The 19,737-nt window shown below is 46.4% G+C and carries 13 protein-coding genes; 8 read left to right on the forward strand and 5 right to left on the reverse strand.

All coding sequences use genetic code 11. The features are described 5' to 3' along the window. Positions 1–87: 87 nt before the first annotated feature. Both FKN08_RS00750 and FKN08_RS00755 read right to left on the reverse strand, forming a co-directional pair. A complete protein-coding gene (locus tag FKN08_RS00750) occupies positions 88–384 on the reverse strand; it encodes a YebG family protein (RefSeq protein ID WP_041852896.1) in 297 nt (98 codons plus the stop codon). A gap of 128 nt (positions 385–512) precedes the next feature. Then, positions 513–1,439, reverse strand: a complete 927-nt coding sequence (locus FKN08_RS00755) for a LysR substrate-binding domain-containing protein (protein WP_170891040.1) — start codon at positions 1,437–1,439, stop codon at positions 513–515. 110 nt (positions 1,440–1,549) lie between these two features. Between FKN08_RS00755 and FKN08_RS00760 the strand changes: the two genes are divergently transcribed. Next, on the forward strand, positions 1,550–2,524 hold the full coding sequence (locus tag FKN08_RS00760; RefSeq protein ID WP_170891042.1) for a TDT family transporter: 975 nt from the start codon (positions 1,550–1,552) through the stop codon (positions 2,522–2,524). Between the two features lie 75 nt (positions 2,525–2,599). Here the strand turns inward: FKN08_RS00760 and FKN08_RS00765 are convergent, their stop codons facing one another. Continuing rightward, positions 2,600–4,423, reverse strand: a complete 1,824-nt coding sequence (locus tag FKN08_RS00765) for a DUF3413 domain-containing protein (protein WP_170891044.1) — start codon at positions 4,421–4,423, stop codon at positions 2,600–2,602. A gap of 252 nt (positions 4,424–4,675) precedes the next feature. On the opposite strand from FKN08_RS00765, the gene recC reads away from it, so the two are divergent. From recC to recD, 3 genes are all read left to right on the forward strand, one after another. Continuing rightward, a complete protein-coding gene (gene recC, locus FKN08_RS00770) occupies positions 4,676–8,167 on the forward strand; it encodes an exodeoxyribonuclease V subunit gamma (protein WP_170891046.1) in 3,492 nt (1,163 codons plus the stop codon). Between the two features lie 327 nt (positions 8,168–8,494). Continuing rightward, positions 8,495–12,169, forward strand: coding sequence for an exodeoxyribonuclease V subunit beta (gene recB, locus FKN08_RS00775; protein WP_170891676.1), 3,675 nt, complete (start codon positions 8,495–8,497; stop codon positions 12,167–12,169). Further along, complete coding sequence (recD, locus tag FKN08_RS00780; RefSeq protein ID WP_170891048.1) at positions 12,169–14,316, forward strand: exodeoxyribonuclease V subunit alpha; 2,148 nt, start codon at positions 12,169–12,171, stop codon at positions 14,314–14,316. The genes recB and recD overlap by 1 nt, the downstream gene beginning before the upstream one ends. A gap of 34 nt (positions 14,317–14,350) precedes the next feature. Here recD and FKN08_RS00785 read toward each other — a convergent pair whose 3' ends face one another. Together FKN08_RS00785 and argA are read right to left on the reverse strand one after the other, a co-directional pair. Then, on the reverse strand, positions 14,351–14,539 hold the full coding sequence (locus tag FKN08_RS00785) for a hypothetical protein (RefSeq protein WP_005380230.1): 189 nt from the start codon (positions 14,537–14,539) through the stop codon (positions 14,351–14,353). A gap of 400 nt (positions 14,540–14,939) precedes the next feature. Beyond that, a complete protein-coding gene (argA, locus tag FKN08_RS00790; RefSeq protein WP_012841478.1) occupies positions 14,940–16,277 on the reverse strand; it encodes an amino-acid N-acetyltransferase in 1,338 nt (445 codons plus the stop codon). A 162-nt stretch (positions 16,278–16,439) separates the two neighbouring features. Between argA and FKN08_RS00795 the strand changes: the two genes are divergently transcribed. The 4 genes from FKN08_RS00795 to csdE all read left to right on the forward strand — a co-directional run bounded on the left by FKN08_RS00795 (position 16,440) and on the right by csdE (position 19,629). Further along, positions 16,440–16,895, forward strand: a complete 456-nt coding sequence (locus FKN08_RS00795; RefSeq protein ID WP_170891050.1) for a DUF2850 domain-containing protein — start codon at positions 16,440–16,442, stop codon at positions 16,893–16,895. Positions 16,896–17,168: 273 nt separating this feature from the next. Then, positions 17,169–18,272 (forward strand): murein transglycosylase A, encoded by a 1,104-nt coding sequence (gene mltA / locus FKN08_RS00800; protein ID WP_012841480.1) that lies wholly within the window; start codon positions 17,169–17,171, stop codon positions 18,270–18,272. Between the two features lie 99 nt (positions 18,273–18,371). Next, positions 18,372–19,181 carry a tRNA cyclic N6-threonylcarbamoyladenosine(37) synthase TcdA gene (gene tcdA / locus FKN08_RS00805; RefSeq protein WP_005391724.1) on the forward strand — a complete coding sequence of 270 codons (810 nt, stop codon included), beginning with the start codon at positions 18,372–18,374 and terminating at the stop codon, positions 19,179–19,181. 19 nt (positions 19,182–19,200) lie between these two features. Continuing rightward, positions 19,201–19,629, forward strand: coding sequence for a cysteine desulfurase sulfur acceptor subunit CsdE (csdE, locus tag FKN08_RS00810; protein WP_053809816.1), 429 nt, complete (start codon positions 19,201–19,203; stop codon positions 19,627–19,629). Positions 19,630–19,737: the final 108 nt, after the last annotated feature.

Below are 19,737 nucleotides of genomic sequence, written 5' to 3' on the forward strand. Positions count from 1 at the left end.
AAGAAAGGGCGATCTTTCCATGATGATGTGTGCCTTCAGATATAAAAAACGCCACATGATGCGGCGTTTCTTTAACAAATGAGAGGCTTATGCAGCGTCTTCTTGCTTGTCTTCTTCTACAGATTCAAGCTTTTTTGCTTTCTTTGGTGCCGGTTTGCGTTTTGCACCCAGTGCGTAAAGCACTTCTTCTTTGTTTTGAGCGAGGTACATCGCAAGATCTTCTTGCTTACCTTCGTCTTCTAGAAGTTCACTTTTACCTAGCAGCGTGAATAGTTCGTCTGCCATGTCTAGCATTTTATCGTATGCGTCAGCTTCCGCTTTAGAGGTAAAAGTCATTTTCTCTTCTCCATTGCGTTCTACCACGTACTTGACGATTACAGCCATGGTTGGTCCCCTAACTTGGTGTATTGATACTGGCTTTTTATACAGTTTTTGACCAGTTAAGTCTAGCGACAAGCCTAAGAATGAGAGACACGTACAACTAACTGACCAGCATTTAAACTATCTCCGTTTCACTTGGAGGGCGTATTCTCTAGATAAAGGTTATTTGGTCGTTCCCAATCTTGGCAAAATTCGATAAACGTTCTGAGTAGTGGGCTTTGGTATTTCTCTTTGTGAACCAGTAGCCAGAAGCGACGTTTCATATCTAAAGGCATGTCGAGCAGTTGCACGCGACCGTCACGAATAGCAGGTTCAGCAGACAAACGTGACAAGCAACCTAAGCCTAGCCCAGCAGATACTGAGTTGATCAACGCTTCGGTGGTATTGAGCTGAAAAGCTTCATGCCAATGTTCCAAGCGCGGCGCGACAACGCGCATAAAAAATTCGCGTGAACCAGACCCCGCCTCTCGCAATATCCATTCGCTGTTTTCTAGCTCGGTTAAGTTTACTGGCCCTTCGTTCGCGGCTGGGTAATCTGGCGTGCAAATCACGCACATTTCATCTTCGCTAAACTGGGTGGATTGCAATTCAGGGTGAAGTGTTTTGCCTTCAATGAGGGCAATGTCTAACTCGTAATCGGTCAGCATGTCGCAGATTTGTGCAGAGTTAGAAATGAACAGGCTTTGAGAACGATGGTTCTTTTGCTGACGAAATTCGCTAAGCAAATAGGGCGCAACTTGGTTGCCAATGGTGTCGCTGGCACCAATGCGAAGTTGGCCCGATAGCGCTTGGTCACCATCGAAAATGCTCTCGATGTCTTTGGCTCGGTTGAGTAACTCATCCGCCAGTGGCAGCAGTTTTTGACCTTCTTGGTTCAAAATCAGCCGGTTATTAACACGATCAAACAAGTGATGGCCGATCTGCTTTTCTAATTCTGAGAGTGCCATGCTCACAGCGGCTTTTGATAAAAAGAGGCTATCAGAAGCTGCTGTGAGCGTTTTGTGCTGCGTGATCGTCGTAAACACTTTCAGTTGTTTAAGAGAAATGTGACTTGCCATACCCCCACCGTTAAGTAATTTTGAACGTTTGTTTTAAATAATTAGATATATCGGAACGAAGTGCAAGCGTATTATACGCTCCATCAAGAGTGAGTCTGGTTGAGGTCATCATGATTCAAAGAACAAAAGCAAAAGTAATGGGAGCACCAACTCCGATGGCGGGTTTGGCTCTTGGTATTGCAAGCTTAGGCTGGAGTTGGGAAAACTTCACCGAATTACATGGCTACGGACAGTGGATTAGTGCGGGTATTGCGAGCGTATTGTTGGTTATATTGGCAACCAAGTTTTTGCTACATAACCATTTATTGAGAGAAGATCTTGCTCATCCGGTTGTGGGCAGCGTGGTTCCGACATTTGCGATGGGCACTATGGTGGTATCGAACTCTCTCGGCCATTTTTACCCATTGGCTGGTGATGTACTTTGGCTGATTGCGGTGGTTCTGCACATCGTGTTCTTGGTGAGCTTTGTTTACCATCGCGCCAAAGATTTTGAATTGCACCACATGGTTCCTAGTTGGTTTGTACCGCCAGTGGGTATCATCGTTGCGGATGTGTCTTTCTCTGGTAACCCGACGTTAGCACCAGTGGCACAAGGTGCATTGATGTTTGGTATGGTGGCGTACGCGATCATGTTGCCGATGATGATTTACCGTTTCATGTTTACCCATGAAATTCCGGATGCAGCGAAACCAACAATGGCAATCATGGCAGCGCCAGCAAGTTTATCATTGGCAGGGTACTTAACGGTCACTGCGACACCATCACCAGTGATCATCGCTATGCTATTTGGTATCGCGGTATTGATGACAGCCATCATTTACCTAGCATTCTTTAAATTGCTTAGACTGCCATTTAGCCCAGGCTATGCGGCGTTCACTTTCCCGATGGTGATCGGTGCGACGGCGCTGTTTAAAATGGCGAATTGGATGGAGTTGCAAGGATTGGCTGCGCACTATGTTCAACAAGTGCGAGGCTTAGCTGGTCTTGAGTTGATTGTGGCAACATTTGTTGTCTCTTATGTGGCTTTACAGTACATCAACAACTTATTGATTCAGCCACGCTTGATGCACGCGCATCACGCTTAAATAGCAGATAGGAAAAAGCCTCTTGGTCTTACAACCAAGAGGCTTTTTTATTTCAATCGGCGTCGATGTTGGACGCTAGCCTTTTTTGTAAAATCGCGACATCTCATCCAGAGAATGACGAATGATATCGACAGGAACTTTCTGTTCTTTCTCGACTTTTAACTGGCGATTCAGTTGCTGAGAGTGCCCGCCAGGATTGACCACAAGCATCAGTTCTTTGCCGACCAATGCATAGTTGTAGTAGCTGCCAGCAATATACCAATCGCGAGGGGCAGAACTATCGAACAAGTTATGACCAACGCTGTATGAACTCGTTGTGCCTTGAACGTCAAACAGCGTATTCATCATGGTTGGCACGACGTCAAAATGGGTCGTGCGGTAATCAATTTGCTCTGGTTGACGATTTGGCATGTACACGTAAAGAGGCACATGTACTTGAACGTCACTGTAGTTACCCGTGTGGCCCCAATAGTTCATCTTATGGTCGTTAAACTCTTCACCATGATCTGATGAAATCACCACAATGGTGTTGTCTAAGTCGACGTTTTTCAGCACATCGCCAATCAAGCTATCGATGTAGTACAACGAGTTCTTGTATCGATTATGGTAAAGCGAAGCGTCAAAATCGTTGTTGAGCAAAATGTGGTCAACGCGTTCCCAGTATGGTTTGAATTTCGCAAATTCAGGCTCGGGAAACACCGTACCGTGGGCGGCATCGTAGAACAGAAAACCAAAGTACGGTTTGTCGCTGTCCTGCTTTTGGAACTCGATGAACTTGTCTGTGATCTGCTGATCGCGCTCGACGGCCGTTTCCCCAGTTTGTTTCAGGGTCAAGTCCGACACTTTTTTGAATACCGTGCGAGAGAGTGGCGGGCTGGTGAGCGGTGCTGAGCCAAAAATGCCCATGCGGTAGCCTTCTGCTTGCAGCGTATCCATAAAAACAGGAGAGCGTTGGCTTGCGTAAAAGCTTTCCCAGTAGGTCGCTGGCAAGCTGTAAAACAGGCTGAAAATACCCGCTTGAGTTGAGTTGCCGCCGCTCATGTGTTGTGTGAAATTCACTGTCTTTTCGGCGAACTTGCTGACATTTGGCATGATTTCTGGCGTCGCATCACTGTAGCGCCACGCGTCAACCAAGATAAACAAAACATTGGGCTGTTTCTCTTTGCTTTGCACTTGAATCGGCGCAAGCGGGTAGTTGAGTGAGCTACGTTCAATGTTGGTTAACTCTACGCGGTTCTTTGATGCAATGTTCTCATCCACTAGGTCGTGTTTGTAAATAAATTTACGAGCCGTCAGCGGGTAGTAAAGTGGCCAGTTATTCGAAAACTGACTGACTTCATCGTCGTAAAGCGCGTTTTTGTACGCATGAATCATCTGTGTGCTGAGCAATACAGCAAACCAGACGCTGATCAAAACGAACTTAGCTCGGCTTTGTGCCAGTTGATTACTTACCCAAACGGTACAGGCGAGCCCGATCACCAGAACGGCAACTTCACTGATGAAGATTAGCCAACTCATCCAAGAAATATCGAAGACATCACCGCCACCTTCGAAAAACATACGGATTAATAGAGCGTTGATGTGAAGTTTGTATTGCTGAAAAACGAGGATATCGACTTTAAACATGACCAATAGACAGATCGCAATAGCGACCACGATGCCTTTGAATGCTCGAGTCGGTAGAAAAGAGAGCAATAAACTCAACAACATAAATGGAAGAGCGATCAAGCCCAGCCAGCCATATTGAGTCGAAACCAAATAGTAACCTTGCAACAAGGTTAGCGGTTCATTCAGATTGTTAGACAACACAAAAGGATAACAAGCGATCGACAGATACACTGCAAAGCAAGCAAAAAAAGCAATCAGCCAAGCGCTGTTGGAAGACAGTTTGCGAAACATACTTTTTGTTTGTTTATAAATTATGGGTAGAGGGAGTATAAAACAGTGTTTTTTATTATGGAATAGTTGCTACGAATGTCACATTTTGTATGGAAGTGTCAGACTTGATTGACATGTGAAAATTAAGAAGATTCATACTCTATTTGAGTGATATATAACCTTTTGTTTTTTCCGAACGCGAGATCACTGCGGGTTTAAATAGGGCTGTGCTAAGCTAGCTAACAGTTTCAATCGGCGCTCGGTATTCCCAATTTGTTTACTGTTTATCACTCCAACCAAGTTGACGTTCTTAAATCACTCCTTGTCGAACTGATTCGAATCAGTCCGCTGGAAAACCCGTTCGAAAAAGAACAAATTCTGGTTCAAAGTCCGGGCATGTCCCAGTGGCTAAAAATGGAATTGGCCAAAGAGTTTGGTGTTGCCGCGAACATTGATTTTCCGCTCCCTGCTACTTTCATTTGGGAAATGTTTACGCAGGTGTTGCCAGACGTGCCAAAACGCAGTGCGTTTAACAAAGAAGCGATGACGTGGAAGTTGATGCATCTGCTTCCGGGGCTTCTCAACCAAGAGGTGTTTTCGCCGTTAGCGCAGTACCTCAAAGATGACAGTGACCACTCTAAGCTGTATCAGCTGGCTGAGAAAATTGCCGATATTTTCGATGGTTACTTGGTGTATCGTCCGGAATGGATCGCAAGTTGGGAAGCTGGGCAGAGTGTGCCAGAGCTGGAAGATGAGCATCCGTGGCAGCCGATCCTGTGGCAAGCGTTGTACGATCACACTGTGTCATTAGGACAGTCTCCTTATCACCGTGCCAACCTTTATGAGCACTTTATCGATACGTTAGCGAGTTTTAACGGCAATTTTGACCATTTACCCAAGCGTTTGTTTGTTTTTGGTATTTCTTCGTTGCCGCCTCGCTATATGGATGCGCTAAAAGCAATTGGTGAACACATCGACGTGCATCTGATGTTCACCAACCCGTGTCGTTATTACTGGGGTGAAGTTCGAGATCGCAAATATCTGGCTCGTTTGGCGGCGAAACATCGTCAGCACGTTGTGTGGCAGGACGATCACTCGGAAGTGCAAGGTGAAACTGAGCAACTGAAAGGATCACTGGAAGATAATGTGATCGATGAGCTGCACACCGATGTGGTTGGAAACAGTCTGTTGGCGTCCATGGGTAAACTCGGGCGTGACAATATGTATCTGTTGTCTCAACTGGAATCTCATGAAATTGAGGCGTTTGTTGATGTTGAGCGCGACAGTCTGCTCCATCAATTGCAAGCGGATATTCTCAATCTTGAAGAACATCAAGATGACCAACAGATTGAAAACAGTCATCACAAACAAGTGGTTAGCTTGGGTGATAAATCACTGAGCCTACACGCTTGTCACAGCCCGATGCGTGAAGTGGAAGTGCTGCATGATCAACTATTGGCGATGTTCGATGCTGACCCAACGTTAAAACCGCGCGATATTATCGTGATGGTCGCGGACATCAACGCTTACAGCCCTGCGATTCAGGCGGTCTTTGGTAACGCTCCGGGTGAGCGTTTTATTCCATATTCGATTTCTGACCGAACCGCCGATCAAGAGAGCCCAATTCTGGCCGCATTTATGCAGTTGGTGAACTTACCCAATACGCGCTGTTTGGCATCAGAACTACTCGAGCTTCTGGAAACGCCATCGATATTAAAGCGTTTTGAACTCAGCGAAGATGATTTCTTACAAGCCAAACAATGGGTTGAGGAGTCGGGGATTCGCTGGGGATTGGATGCCAATACCGGGCGCGAATTTGAACTGCCGGAAACCCGTCAAAACACATGGCAATTTGGTATTCAACGCATGTTGCTTGGCTACGCGATGCCAGAATCCGCAGGTTTATTTGAAACCGAGCAAGGTAGTTTATCTCCGTACAACGAAGTGCAAGGCATGGGCGCAGAGCTTGCGGGCAAGTTGGCACACTTTATCCAACAAATTAGCACTTATCGCAGCAAACTTTCTCATGTTCAGACTATTGATGGTTGGCGAGAGACTTTGGTTTCACTGCTGGATGACTTCTTCTCAGTTGAGTTAGAAGGCGAAATGGCGCTCAAATCCATTCGCGATACGCTCAGCCAACTCAAAGAGCAATTGGCTGATGCCGCATTTGATGATGCGTTATCGCCGTCGATCATCAGCCAATACCTTCAAAACAAATTATCTGGCACACGAGTCAGCCAGCGCTTCCTGGCTGGTCAAGTGAACTTCTGTACCTTGATGCCGATGCGCTCTATTCCGTTTAGAACCGTTTGTCTGCTGGGGATGAATGACGGCGTGTACCCGCGTTCCATGCCGCCGGAAGGTTTTGACTTGATGACGGGAAGAACCAAACCGGGCGATCGTTCGCGCCGAGATGATGACCGTTACCTATTCCTCGAAGCAATGCTATCGGCACAGCAAACGCTCTACATCAGTTATGTTGGCCGTTCAATCCAAGACAACACCGAGCGAGTGCCTTCGGTTCTGGTTTCTGAGCTGATGGAATACTGCCACCAAAACTATTGTTTAAGTGGTGATGAAGCGTTGCCCGTTGATGAGTCTGGCGACAACTTATTAAATGCGTTGGTGAATACCCACGCCATGGTGCCGTTTAGCCCAAGTGCGTTCCAAGGCATGCATGCCAGCTACGCGAAAGAATGGATTCCAGCGGCATTGACTCAAAGTAGTCAATCGCAAGGCTATGTTCGTCGTGATTTTAACCGTGCATTAGACGACTATCTGTTAGGAGCGACGTTCCCACTTGAGCTCGACTTAGTCGAATTGCAACGTTTCTGGCGCTTACCTGTGCAGTATTTTTTCAATCGTCGTTTAAAAGTAATCTTTGAACCGCCACTGCCGGTGATGGAAGACGACGAACCCTTTGTTTTAGGTGGTTTGGAAAGCTATCAAATGCGTGATGAGCTGCTAGAAACCTTGCTTGAAACGACATTGATACAGCCAGAGAAAAAAGCAGAAGTGCTTAAACACTTTATGAGTCAACAGCGCGCTCAAGGCAAACTTCCGGTGGGAGCGTTTGGTGATATCGAATTTGAAACCAACCGAGTTCAGGCGGAAGAGCTAGTGGATAAACTGGCGTTTTTATCTGGTGCGCCTCAAGACGATTTGGAAATCGACCTGACGTTTGATTCCTTGTTTGAGCGAAATGAAGGCGAAGAGAAAAACGTTCGCCTAACAGGTTGGCTAACCCAGTGTTACCAATCTGGGTTGATTCGTTACCGAAGCGGTAAGATTCGCTCGCAGGATTACCTTGCAGCGTGGACCGATCACCTTGCCATGTCGGCGTCGGGTCATGCTAAGAAAACCCACATCATTGGTTACGATCGTAAAGAAGGTGCGATGCATTTGATCTACCCAGAAATTGCCGATGCGCAGTATGCCAAACAGTTACTGACTGAATTAGTTCGCTTGTTCTTCGAGGGTATGACTAAGCCTTTGCCTTATTTCCCGAAAACGGCGTTGGCTTGTGTTGAAGCGGGCTTTAGCCGCGGTCAGTGGGTAGATGACGAAGAGAAATCTTTGAAGAAAATGGCTGACGCATTCAATGATGGCTTCATGAGCCCGGGCGAAGGCAATAATGCGTACATCTCTCGAATTTGGCCTGCTTGGAATGATGAGTTGGCCTCAGAGGTTCGCTTGCTGACAGCATTAGTTCTGCAAGGTGCGCGCTTAGCGGTTCAAGACGCCGATGATGTAAAAGCGTAATAAAGACAGTTGGATAAAGATAAGGAAGAGTAGGGTGGCCGCCAGAAAATCATTATTTTTTGTAGGGCGTTCGCTGTACGGCCACAAGGTCAGAGGGACCATGATACTTTTGTTTAATTCATTTGAGTTGTGCCGCCAAAAGGGTTTGGCGTATCTCGTGGGGCGCATACTAACGGTACGTCTTATGGATAACCGTGAGAAAGATCTCACAAAGCTCTAAATTATCCAACTTGTTAAACATATTAATAGAATTTTTAACTATAGATCACATTTATTAGGTGATACGTCCTAGTAAATAATCCGGAGAGATTCAGCGTTATGGATCAAATGTCAGGTGCAGAGTGTCCTCTACATACGTTAGACCGCACAGAGCAACCTCAACCAACGCCACTAGAACCGATGACGTTTCCTCTGCATGGTGCGAGGTTAATCGAGGCATCAGCAGGTACAGGTAAAACCTTCACTATTGCAGGTTTATATCTGCGCCTTTTGCTTGGTCATGGTAGTGCGGAAACTCGACATCGCGTACCGCTTACGGTCGACCAAATTCTGGTCGTAACCTTTACCGAAGCGGCAACTGCGGAATTGCGCGATCGTATCAGGGCAAGAATACATGATGCGCGAATCGCGTTTGCGCGTGGACAGAGTTCCGATCCGGTGATCCAACCTTTGCTTAATGAGTTTGACGATCACAAGCAAGCCGCAGAAATTTTATTGCAGGCAGAACGTCAGATGGACGAGGCGGCGGTCTACACCATTCACGGTTTTTGCCAACGCATGCTAACGCAAAATGCGTTTGAATCTGGCAGCCGATTTAATAACGAGTTTGTGACCGATGAAAGTCACCTAAAATCGCAAGTTGTAGCCGATTACTGGCGTCGCAATTTCTACCCGTTGCCATTTACCTTGGCTGGAGAAATTCGCCAGCTATGGAGCTCTCCATCTGCGTTGTTGTCTGACATCAGCAATTACTTAACCGGTGCGCCGTTAAGCCTTTCTGTTCCTGCAATGAAAGGCAGTTTGGCTGATCTTCATACTGAAAATTTGAAAAAAATTGATGAATTAAAAGCACAGTGGCGAGAAAGCCAAGATGACTTCTTAACGCTGATTTCAGATTCAGATATTAACAAACGCAGCTACACCAAAAAGTCTCTGCCGACGTGGTTGGAGGCGGTGAATGCTTGGGCGGCAACGGAAACTACTGGTTACGATTATCCAGACAAGCTGGAAAAATTCGCGCAGAACGTCTTGTTGGAAAAAACACCGAAAGGCAGTGCGCCGCAGCACGCGGTATTTGAAGCCATTGAAACATTTCTTGCTAACCCAATCAGCTTAAAAGCACCACTGCTTGCTCATGCAATTGAACATTGTCGTGTGATGCTGGCCAACGCGAAAAATCAAAAACAGTGGCTCTCTTTCGATGATTTGCTGACGCAACTTTCTGCTTCTATCGATACGGACGAAAGCGAGCTTTTAGCGGCGCGTATTCGTACTTTGTATCCTGTCGCAATGATTGACGAGTTCCAAGATACCGACCCGCTTCAATACAGTATTTTCAGTCGTATTTATCTGAACAACCCGGAATGTGGTTTGTTTATGATCGGTGACCCGAAGCAGGCGATTTATGGCTTTCGTGGCGCAGACATTTTCACTTACATCAAAGCGCGTAACCAAGTAAGTGCCCACTACACGTTAGGAACCAACTGGCGTTCAAGTGCCGATATGGTGCAGGCGGTGAACCAAGTGTTTGCCTTGCCTGATAGTCCATTTATCTATGATTCGGATATTCCCTTCTTACCCGTTAAGTACAGTCCCAATGCCGAAAAACGCATTTGGACTATGGGTGGCCAAAAGCAACCAGCGCTGACTTATTGGTTGCAAGAAGCGGACGATAAACCGCTACCAAAAGGCGAGTATCTGACTCGAATGGCGGAGGCGACCGCAAGCCAAATCCAAACCATTTTGACGCAGGCTCAACAGGGGCAAGCGTGTCTGGTGAATGGCGAAAAACAGAAAGCGGTTCAAGCGGGCGATATCGCGGTGTTGGTTCGAACAGGTAGTGAAGGTCGAATGATCAAACAAGCGTTGGCTGATCAAGGCATTGCCAGCGTGTACCTGTCTAACCGAGACAGCGTGTTTACCAGTTCGGTGGCACAGGATTTACAGCGTTTGCTGCAAGCGGTGCTGACTCCAGAAAATGACCGTGCGCTGCGTGCAAGTCTTGCCTCTGAGCTGTTTGCCCTCGACGCAGCAAGTTTGGATGCGCTTAATAACGATGAAGTGGTGTGGGAAAACGCCGTAAACGAATTCAAAGAATATCGCAAACTTTGGGTTCAACGTGGTGTGCTGCCGATGTTGCGCGCGTTGATCAGCAAACGCCATATTGCCGAGCGATTACTAGAAGAAGGCGCGAGTTCACAGGGGGAGAATGGTGAGCGAGTACTTACCGATTTAATGCACATCGGTGAACTGCTTCAACAAGCCAGTAATGAACTGGATAGCGACCACGGTCTGCTGCGTTGGCTCGCTCAGTCTATCAGTGATGCGGAAAACGGTTTAGGTGGCAGTGATGACCAAATCCAACGTTTAGAATCGGAACGTAACTTAGTGCAGATCGTAACTATTCACAAATCAAAAGGCTTGGAGTATGACCTCGTATTTCTGCCGTTTGTGTTCAGCTATCGAGAAGCCAGTGAAGCCAAATATTACGATGCAGCCAATGACCGCACGGTACTGGATATCACTGGCAACGATGCGTCCATGAAGCAAGCGGATAAAGAGCGTTTGGCGGAAGACTTACGCTTGATATATGTAGCACTAACGCGAGCTGTGTATGCGTGTTTTATTGGAGCCTCGCCTTTGCGCAATGGTCGTTCGACCAAAGAGCCAACTGGCGTACACCGCAGTGCGATTGGCTATTTGATTCAGAATGGTCAAGAAGGTGGCATTAACGATTTGCACCAAGGTTTAACAAAGCAACAAGACGAGCTTGATTGTGTCGTTGTGGCCGATCCGCCGCAGCAACTCGAAGAGAAGTACGTAGCGCCACAAGAAGAAATATACGATCTTAGCGCGAAAGAGCTGCAAAACCCTATCGATAGAAACTGGCGCATCACCAGTTATTCTGGCTTGGTCAAGCAAGGCTCTCATCACGCCGAGCATGATGCCACGATTGAGATTACGGGTTTTGATATCGACTCATCTGAAGAACAAGACGAAGCGGATTTGGTGGAGCCAGAGCGTTCTATTTTTACCTTCCCTCGTGGTGCGCGTCCGGGTACGTTCCTGCACAGCCTGTTTGAGGAAATTGAATTTACTCAGCCAGCCACGACGGAAGAGAATACACAAATCATCCTTGGCTTGATGGAAAGCGAACAGCTCGATGAAGAGTGGTTACCCATTTTACAGCAATTGATTGATACCGTACTCGCAACGCCGTTGGATGGTAAGTCTTTGCTGCTGAATCAAAAAGCACCGTCGCAACGTTTGGTGGAGATGGAATTTTTGCTGCCGATCGAAGTTTTGTCTGCGCCGGCGTTAAACCGAGTCATTCAACGTCACGATCCGTTGTCGGCGAAAGCGGGGGATTTAGGTTTCCAAACCGTTCAAGGCATGCTCAAAGGTTTTATCGACTTGGTGTTTGAACATCAAGGTAAATACTACGTGCTTGACTGGAAATCGAATCATCTTGGCGACGATGTGACGCACTACCATGGTGAGGCTCTGAAATCGGCGATGGCGGATCACCGCTACGATTTGCAGTATCAGATTTATGCGTTAGCACTGCATCGTTTCCTACGCAGCCGATTGGCGAATTATCAATATGATCATCACTTTGGTGGCGTGTATTACTTGTTCTTGCGCGGCATGGATGGGCAGAGTGACCACGGCATTTTTGCCGCGAAACCAACCTTAGACTTCTTACAAGAGATGGATCGTTTGATTGATGGTCAAGCACTTGAAACGCGCTCAACTCAAGCCGGACAGATGGAGCTACTTTAATGACGACAAATCACAATCTTCATTCTGACCAAGATAGCCTATTGGTAGTGTTGGAACGCTTGGCGCACAAAGGTGCTATTCGTCAGCTCGACTACCAATTCGCCTGTTTTATTGATTCTCAAACGCATGATGAACAATCGGACAGCCAAGCACTGGCGTTTATCGCTGGTGTTGTCAGTAGTGAGCTTGGTAAAGGACATATCTGTCTGTCTCTGTGCGATGCACAAGGGCAATCTACGGATTTAGCCAGTAAGCTAGGGCTGTTTGGTGAGTCGGCATTGGCGCTTAACACACAGTTGCAAGGCATAGACTGGATTCAAGTATTACAAAATTCCAGCGTGGTCGGCGCGCAAGGAGAAGCCTTGCCTTTAATGTTCGATGGTGAGCGTCTGTATCTGCATCGCTATTGGCATTATGAAGTGACACTGGCGGAAAAGCTCAATCAGCTGGGCGCCGCAGTTAACTTGCAACCACAAGAGTTTGCGCGATTATCGGAGTTGCTCAACCATCTGTTCGCACGCCAATACCATTTTCTATTTAACGCGTTAGGTAAAGCAGTAGAAGCGGGAAACAGTAACCAAGTGTTGCGTCAGCAACTGGTGTGTGACCACCTTGATGTGGTCGCAAGCGAATCGTTGGATTGGCACGTCATTGATTCCGTGCTTAGCAATGCGCGCAAGGTTCAGGATTTACAAACACTGGACGAACTCGTGCCACTCTCAGCTTGTGTGAACTGGCAAAAAGTTGCGGCGGCGGTTGCGTTAACTCGTCGATTTGCTGTGATTTCTGGTGGCCCTGGTACGGGTAAAACGACGACAGTAACCAAATTGCTTGCTGCTTTGATTGAACAGGCGACGCACGAGAAAAATCTAACCATCAAGCTGGTGGCCCCGACGGGGAAAGCGGCGGCGCGATTAACCGAGTCCATTGGTAAAGCAGTGCAAGAACTGCCAGTTTCTCCGGAGCTAAAAGCTAAAATTCCGACTGAATCGAGTACCTTGCATCGATTGCTTGGCGCGATTCCTAATAGCGCAGAATTTCGTCACAACAAGCAAAATCCACTGCATTTGGATATTTTAGTTATCGACGAAGCGTCGATGGTTGATTTACCAATGATGTACAAAGTGGTCGATGCCTTACCGAAGCATGCGCGGCTGATTTTGTTAGGTGATAAAGACCAACTTGCCTCAGTTGAAGCAGGGGCTGTGTTGGGTGATATCTGTTCGTTCCATGCATTGGGTTATGGCAAAGAGCAGGCATCAGCCATCGCAAAACTGACGGGTTTCGATACTTTAGCGCATACGGGTAACAGTGCATCTAGCATTGCCGATAGTTTATGTATGCTGCAAAAGAGCTACCGATTTGATGCTCGCTCAGGCATTGGTCAGTTGGCAAAAGCGGTTAACTCAGGTTCTGCTGCGAGCGTAGATAATGTCTGGGCGAAAGATTTTTCTGACATCGAACATTTCGCGCTAAGTAGCCAACATTACAATCAAATGATGCAGACGTTGGTGCAGGAATACGGTCGTTACCTCAAACGCATTGGACAACAGGAAACCGATCCTAAAACCGGAGAGCCAGAGTCGCTAACGCGTAAAGCCAAAGCGGTGTTAGATACCTTCAACCAATGCCGACTGCTGTGCGCGATCCGTGAAGGTGACTTCGGTATGGCTGGGCTAAACCAACGCATCGAGAAAGCGCTCGCGGCGCGCAAGTTAATTCAGGTTCAGGATGAAATTTGGTATCACGGCAGACCCGTCATGGTTACGCGTAATGATCACGGTTTAGGTTTGTATAACGGTGATATTGGTATTTGTATGCGAGATGACAGTGAAGAAGAACCGCGTTTGAAAGTCTTTTTCGAGTTACCTGACGGCAGTGTGAAATCGGTCTTGCCAAGCCGAGTACCTGAACATGAAACGGCTTACGTCATGACCATCCATAAATCACAAGGCAGTGAATTTGATTACACCCTGATGATTTTGCCACCAGACTTTAGCCCGATATTAACCCGTGAGTTGATTTACACAGGCATTACCCGCGCGAAAAAGCGTTTAGCTCTTTACGCCGAACTCAATGTTCTGAAGCGAGGCATTAAAGTGAAAACCACTCGTGCGAGTGGTTTAGTACAGCGGCTTACTAACTAAAACAAGAAGACCGAGCTTATGGCTCGGTCTTCTTTTATGCATGTTTTGCAAACGCGTTGGTAAAAGACACGCTGCGTATTTTGTATTGCTGTTGATAAGCAAGAATAAAATCTCGGATAGCGTCATTTACGGGGAAAACACAGTGGACGTCTAGGCCTTCTAAAAACTGATTGTCAGCCATATCCCAGAAGCTTTGAAGCGAATTACAAATGATTGTTCTCATAACAGTGCTCGTCTCGGCTTATTTAAAGTCAGATTAACAACTGTCCTTGGTGTGCAATACGGAGCTAACTAGTTTTTCAATTGCCCAGTATTCTAGGGTGAAGGCTACATTACATCACCTAGATCCATTCGTATTGGTTAAAAACCAATCACTAGCGAGCAGAGTATAGCCAACCAAATGTATATTTAAAAGATAAAATTGGAACGAAAATCAAGCAATGGTTTGCGTATTTCTAAGTTGGTGTTTATATGATGACTCGCTAGCTCGAAGCAGGATTTATGTGAGGCCTTACTCCAAAACAAACTTGATGTGCAGGATTGAGCGTTAATGAGCTGAATCCCGCACCTTGAGGTTTTGGTATAGCGGAACGTTAAATTTAGCTTCGTGATTTAAGGTTAAGCTACAAATCTAGCGCTAAGATTTTTGACTTACGCTGGAAGTTATATAGCCCTTGTTTGGCTCCGGGCAAATAGTCGACACTGACTTCGTAAAAACCTTGCTCTCTGAACCAATGCAGACTGTGTGTCGTGAGGACAAAGATTTGATCAATGGTTTCGGATTTAGAACGATGTTTCATGTAGTTGAGCAGTAACAAACCTCGGTTTCCATCACGATAGTCAGGGTGAATCGCTACGCAAGCCATCTCAGCTTTACGCTCTTCTGGGTACGGATAAAGGGCAGCGCAGCCAATAATCAAACCGTCTTTTTCGATGATGGTAAATTTTCCAATCTCTTGCTCTAGCTGCTCTCGAGAGCGACGAACGAGTACACCTTGTTCTTCTAAAGGACGAATGAGGTCTAAGATACCGCCAATATCGTCAATATTAGCTTGCCTCACTTGTTCAGCGCTCGCCATAACGACTTGGGTTCCGATACCGTCGAAAGAGAACAACTCCTGAATTAGGGCTCCATCCACTTTATAGCTGATCAAGTGGCTACGAGGCACTCCGGCACGACAAGCGGCAATAGATCCTTTAAGAAAGCGCAGTGTTCCAGTGTTGTAATCTAGGTCAGGAGACGTATTTTCAGAGAGCGTCTTGATGACATGTTCCGCCTCTATTGGTAGCAACTCGGCGACAGCATTACCGTTGTCATCAATGACACCTTGTTCTGAACAGAAACCAATCAGTTTGTCTGCGCCTAATTTGATCGCCAGTTGTGTCGCGACTTCTTCAGAAAGTAAGTTAAAACACTCGCCAGTCACGGAGCTCGCAATGGGGCCAAGTAGCACAATAGAGCCTTGGTCTAGCGTGCGATTAATCGCGTCGGTGTCAATGCGGCGAATACGTCCACTATGGCAATAGTCCACACCATCATCAACGCCGAGTGGTTGAGCAATGATGTAGTTTCCGCTAACAACATTGAGCTGGGTACCTGCCATCGGAGTATTGTTGAGGCTCATTGATAGGCGCGCAGTAATCGCAAGCTGAAGTTGTCCGGCAGCTTGCATAACAACAGATAAAGCCGATTCATCCGTAATGCGGATATTTTTGTGGTAAGGCGTAGTGAGGTCTTGTTTTTCTAGCAGCTGATTAATTTGAGGACGTGCACCATACACCACCACGACTTTAATTCCGAGGCTGTGCATGAGTGCGATATCATTAATAATATTGCCAAAATTTTTGTGTGCGACGGCTTCTCCGCCCAGCATGATCACCATGGTTTTTCCGCGGTGAGCATTGACATAAGGTGTTGATTGACGGAATCCTTTTACGAGAGCAGTACTACGAATTTTCACTACAGCCATTCCTTTGTTTAATTATGTTAAAATAATGCCTTTTTATTCACTTGGTGGCAAGGTGAAATTTTGGAATAAAGCACAAACATATTGAGGTAGGTTCTTGGTCCCGTTGAGGGGGAGAGTTACAATGAGCGCGTCTTTTCTCAACACGTGAACCTCATGTCTTCTGCTGTTAATAAGAATGCTGCGATCACTGCTTCAAATCTGTCAAAAACGTCATCTAAATCAATGCTTCGTAAGTGGCTAGAGCGTTCTCTTATGCTTATAGCGATAGTTGGAACCGTTGTCGTGTGCATGCTGTATAGTGATTTGATTACTCGAACCATTAATCCGCCTATTCCTAAATCGACTATTTATGGCCGCTGGGTTGAGCAAGATGTTGCGCCTTATGCTCGTGAAGAATTTGTGTTGAGTGAGCGCGGTGTTACTGTAAATGGTTCTACAGTGGCGACCAGTTTTGAATTCGATGGGGATTCGTTTTCGTATCGAGTGGGTTCAAATGAGCGGCACTTCAATTTTGTGGGTAAGCTGCATGCAGAAATGAAGCTGGATGCCAATGCACATTATCTACCTGTATTCCGTTTAGAGGGGCGTGCAAGGATTGCGGTAAGATAGTCGTTTTTATCATTGTCTTTTAAGCTGAGAGTCCTTGCGTCTGTGAGTCACATGGATGATCACAATTTCATCTCTCAATCAGTAAATCTTACTTTCAAACATAATCCGGACAATTCCGTAATTCTTCCGCTGTTATCATGTTGCATTAACTGAATGAATTCACAACGAGTAAACGGATTGGCTTAGCGTTGAAACATTTTGTCTTTGCTTTTCAATTGCACCGTATGCATTTGTTTGCCATTCTTTTGCTATTCTCTTTTACGGAAAAGACACGTGTTAAAAAAACTCCTTCCTATTATCTCTTTGAGCCTACTCTTTGGCTGTGCTCAACAAAATGATCGTGCTCAGCAATATCTTGATGGTGAGTTTCCTCAGATCCTCAATCAAGTGGATGTGGTTGAGTCTAACAAACCACGCGATTTTACTGAATTTAACAAGCAAGCTGAGCAAGTGGTGATAAAGTCACCATCCATGGCGAAGATGTACCAACCGCTATATCAACGATTAAGTGAGTGGGCGCAACAGAGCGGAGATACCAGTGCGTTGAGTGCGTTTGGCATTCAAGCCGCGCAATTGGGTGGTGGTGATAAAAAAGGTAATGTGTTGTTTACCGGGTACTTTTCTCCCGTGATGGAACTGCGTCATACACCAAACGACATTTTTAAGTACCCAGTTTATGGCAAGCCAAACTGCTCATCAGATTGTCCGACTCGCGCGGAGATCTACAATGGAGCACTAGATGGACAAGGTTTGGTGCTAGGTTACGCGCCTAATCGTATCGACCCATTTATGATGGAAGTGCAAGGCAGTGGCTACGTGCATTTTGAAGATGATGATACGTTGGAGTACTTTGCGTACGCGGGTAAAAACAATAAAGCTTACGTCAGCATTGGCCGCATTCTGATTGAACGTGGTGAAGTCCCGCGTGAAAAAATGTCCCTCAAAGCAATCAAAGAGTGGGTGATGGACAACGACGATGCGACAGTGCGCGAGTTGTTGGAGCAAAACCCTTCTTACGTTTTCTTTGCGCCAAAAGCAGAAGCGCCAGTAACAGGCTCGGCTGGTATTCCGTTGTTGCCAATGGCCGCCGTCGCGGGTGACCGTTCTATCTTACCAATGGGTACGCCAATCTTGGCGGAAGTGCCGCTGTTGAATGCCGATGGTACGTGGAGCGGTGCGCATCAACTGCGAATGCTGATCGTTTTAGACACTGGTGGTGCGGTAAAACAAAACCATTTGGATCTGTATCATGGCATTGGTGCGAGAGCAGGAACGGAAGCAGGGCACTACAAGCATTTTGGTCGAGTGTGGAAACTTGGGTTAGAAAACTCACCAACTCAAGCGCCTTGGGCTTTACCGCCAGAAAAGCTACAATAGTCGTCCAAGAGAGAGGAACACTCTCTTATCTAGACATTTCATCAAAGAGTGCGTATAAATCGCACTCTTTGTTTTTCTATCGATCATCTGGACTTCAATATGCGTGAACTCGATACCCCAGCATCTGACAGCTACAATCAACGCTTTGGCGGCACTCGTCGTCTTTATGGCAACAGCGAAGTGGACATTCTTCGCGCTGCACACGTTTGTGTGATTGGTATTGGTGGCGTGGGATCATGGGCGGTGGAAGCGCTGGCTCGTACAGGGATCGGTGAGCTAACTCTGATTGATATGGACGATGTTTGTGTCACGAACATTAACCGCCAAATTCATGCGATGACGGGCACCGTTGGCCAAAGCAAAATTGAAGTGATGGCCGAGCGTGTCAAATTGATCAACCCAGAGTGTAAAGTCAACCTGATTGATGATTTCATCACGCCAGACAATCAACATGAGTACTTAAGCAAAGAGTTTGATTACGTGCTAGATGCGATTGACAGCGTAAAAGCGAAGGCGTCTTTGTTGGCGTATTGCCGCAGCAACAAGATCAAAGTGATCACTACGGGGGGCGCTGGTGGTCAGGTTGACCCAACGCAGATCATGGTCGCTGATTTAACGAAAACGATCCAAGATCCTCTAGCGAAGAAAATCAAAGACACCCTGCGTCGTCATCATAACTTCCCTAAGAACCCGGCTCGTAAGTTTGGTATTGATTGCGTATTTTCAACCGAGCAGCTGAAGTATCCTCAAGCAGATGGTTCAGTGTGTGGTGTAAAGTCGACAGCGGAAGGTCCAAAACGTATGGATTGTGCTAGCGGCTTTGGGGCGGCGACTGTCGTAACTGCAACGTTTGGCTTTGTCGCGGTATCGCGAATCGTTGAGAAGTTGATTTCAAAATATAAGCAGTAAACTAGAAGAAGAGCGCATCATGACAGATTTTCCCGTTTCTCCATTTGGTACAGATATCACCAGCGAAGACATTGTCGCGACTATGCAGCAATTTAAAGGCTGGGAAGATCGTTACCGTCAGGTTATTCAGTGGGGTAAAAAGCTGCCACAAATGCCAGAAGAGCTGAAATCAGAACAAGTTACCGTTTCGGGCTGTGAAAGCTTGGTGTGGTTAGTGAGTCAAGAGCAAGATGGCGTTTGGCATTTTTGTGCGGACTCCGATGCGCGTATCGTCCGTGGATTGATTGCCTTGGTAATGGCAGCTTATGACGGTAAAACGGCCGATCAAATTCAAGCATTTGATATTGATGCTTATTTTGATCAACTGGGGCTTGTCTCCCATTTAAGCCCGTCACGTGGTAATGGTTTGAAAGCTATTGTAGAGCAGATTAAGCAAACCGCCGTGTAACGAGTCATTTTCCCAATTCTTAAAAAACGCCGAATAGCCTAGCTGTTTGGCGTTTTTTGTATCTGAGTTGAGATATTTTTTGCATATGGATAAAAAGTATGCAAATGG

The organism is Vibrio sp. 1-2 (7-a) (genome assembly GCF_013048515.1).
GTDB classification, from domain to species: Bacteria; Pseudomonadota; Gammaproteobacteria; order Enterobacterales; family Vibrionaceae; genus Vibrio; species Vibrio diabolicus.

Bases quoted from the DNA above. Each gene is read 5' to 3' on its own strand.
- FKN08_RS00750 (WP_041852896.1), bottom strand. From the start codon at position 384: ATGGCTGTAATCGTCAAGTACGTGGTAGAACGCAATGGAGAAGAGAAA.
- FKN08_RS00755 (WP_170891040.1), bottom strand. From the start codon at position 1,439: ATGGCAAGTCACATTTCTCTTAAACAACTGAAAGTGTTTACGACGATC.
- FKN08_RS00760 (WP_170891042.1), top strand. From the start codon at position 1,550: ATGATTCAAAGAACAAAAGCAAAAGTAATGGGAGCACCAACTCCGATG.
- FKN08_RS00765 (WP_170891044.1), bottom strand. From the start codon at position 4,423: ATGTTTCGCAAACTGTCTTCCAACAGCGCTTGGCTGATTGCTTTTTTT.
- recB (WP_170891676.1), top strand. From the start codon at position 8,495: ATGTCAGGTGCAGAGTGTCCTCTACATACGTTAGACCGCACAGAGCAA.
- recD (WP_170891048.1), top strand. From the start codon at position 12,169: ATGACGACAAATCACAATCTTCATTCTGACCAAGATAGCCTATTGGTA.
- FKN08_RS00785 (WP_005380230.1), bottom strand. From the start codon at position 14,539: ATGAGAACAATCATTTGTAATTCGCTTCAAAGCTTCTGGGATATGGCT.
- FKN08_RS00795 (WP_170891050.1), top strand. From the start codon at position 16,440: ATGTCTTCTGCTGTTAATAAGAATGCTGCGATCACTGCTTCAAATCTG.
- tcdA (WP_005391724.1), top strand. From the start codon at position 18,372: ATGCGTGAACTCGATACCCCAGCATCTGACAGCTACAATCAACGCTTT.
- csdE (WP_053809816.1), top strand. From the start codon at position 19,201: ATGACAGATTTTCCCGTTTCTCCATTTGGTACAGATATCACCAGCGAA.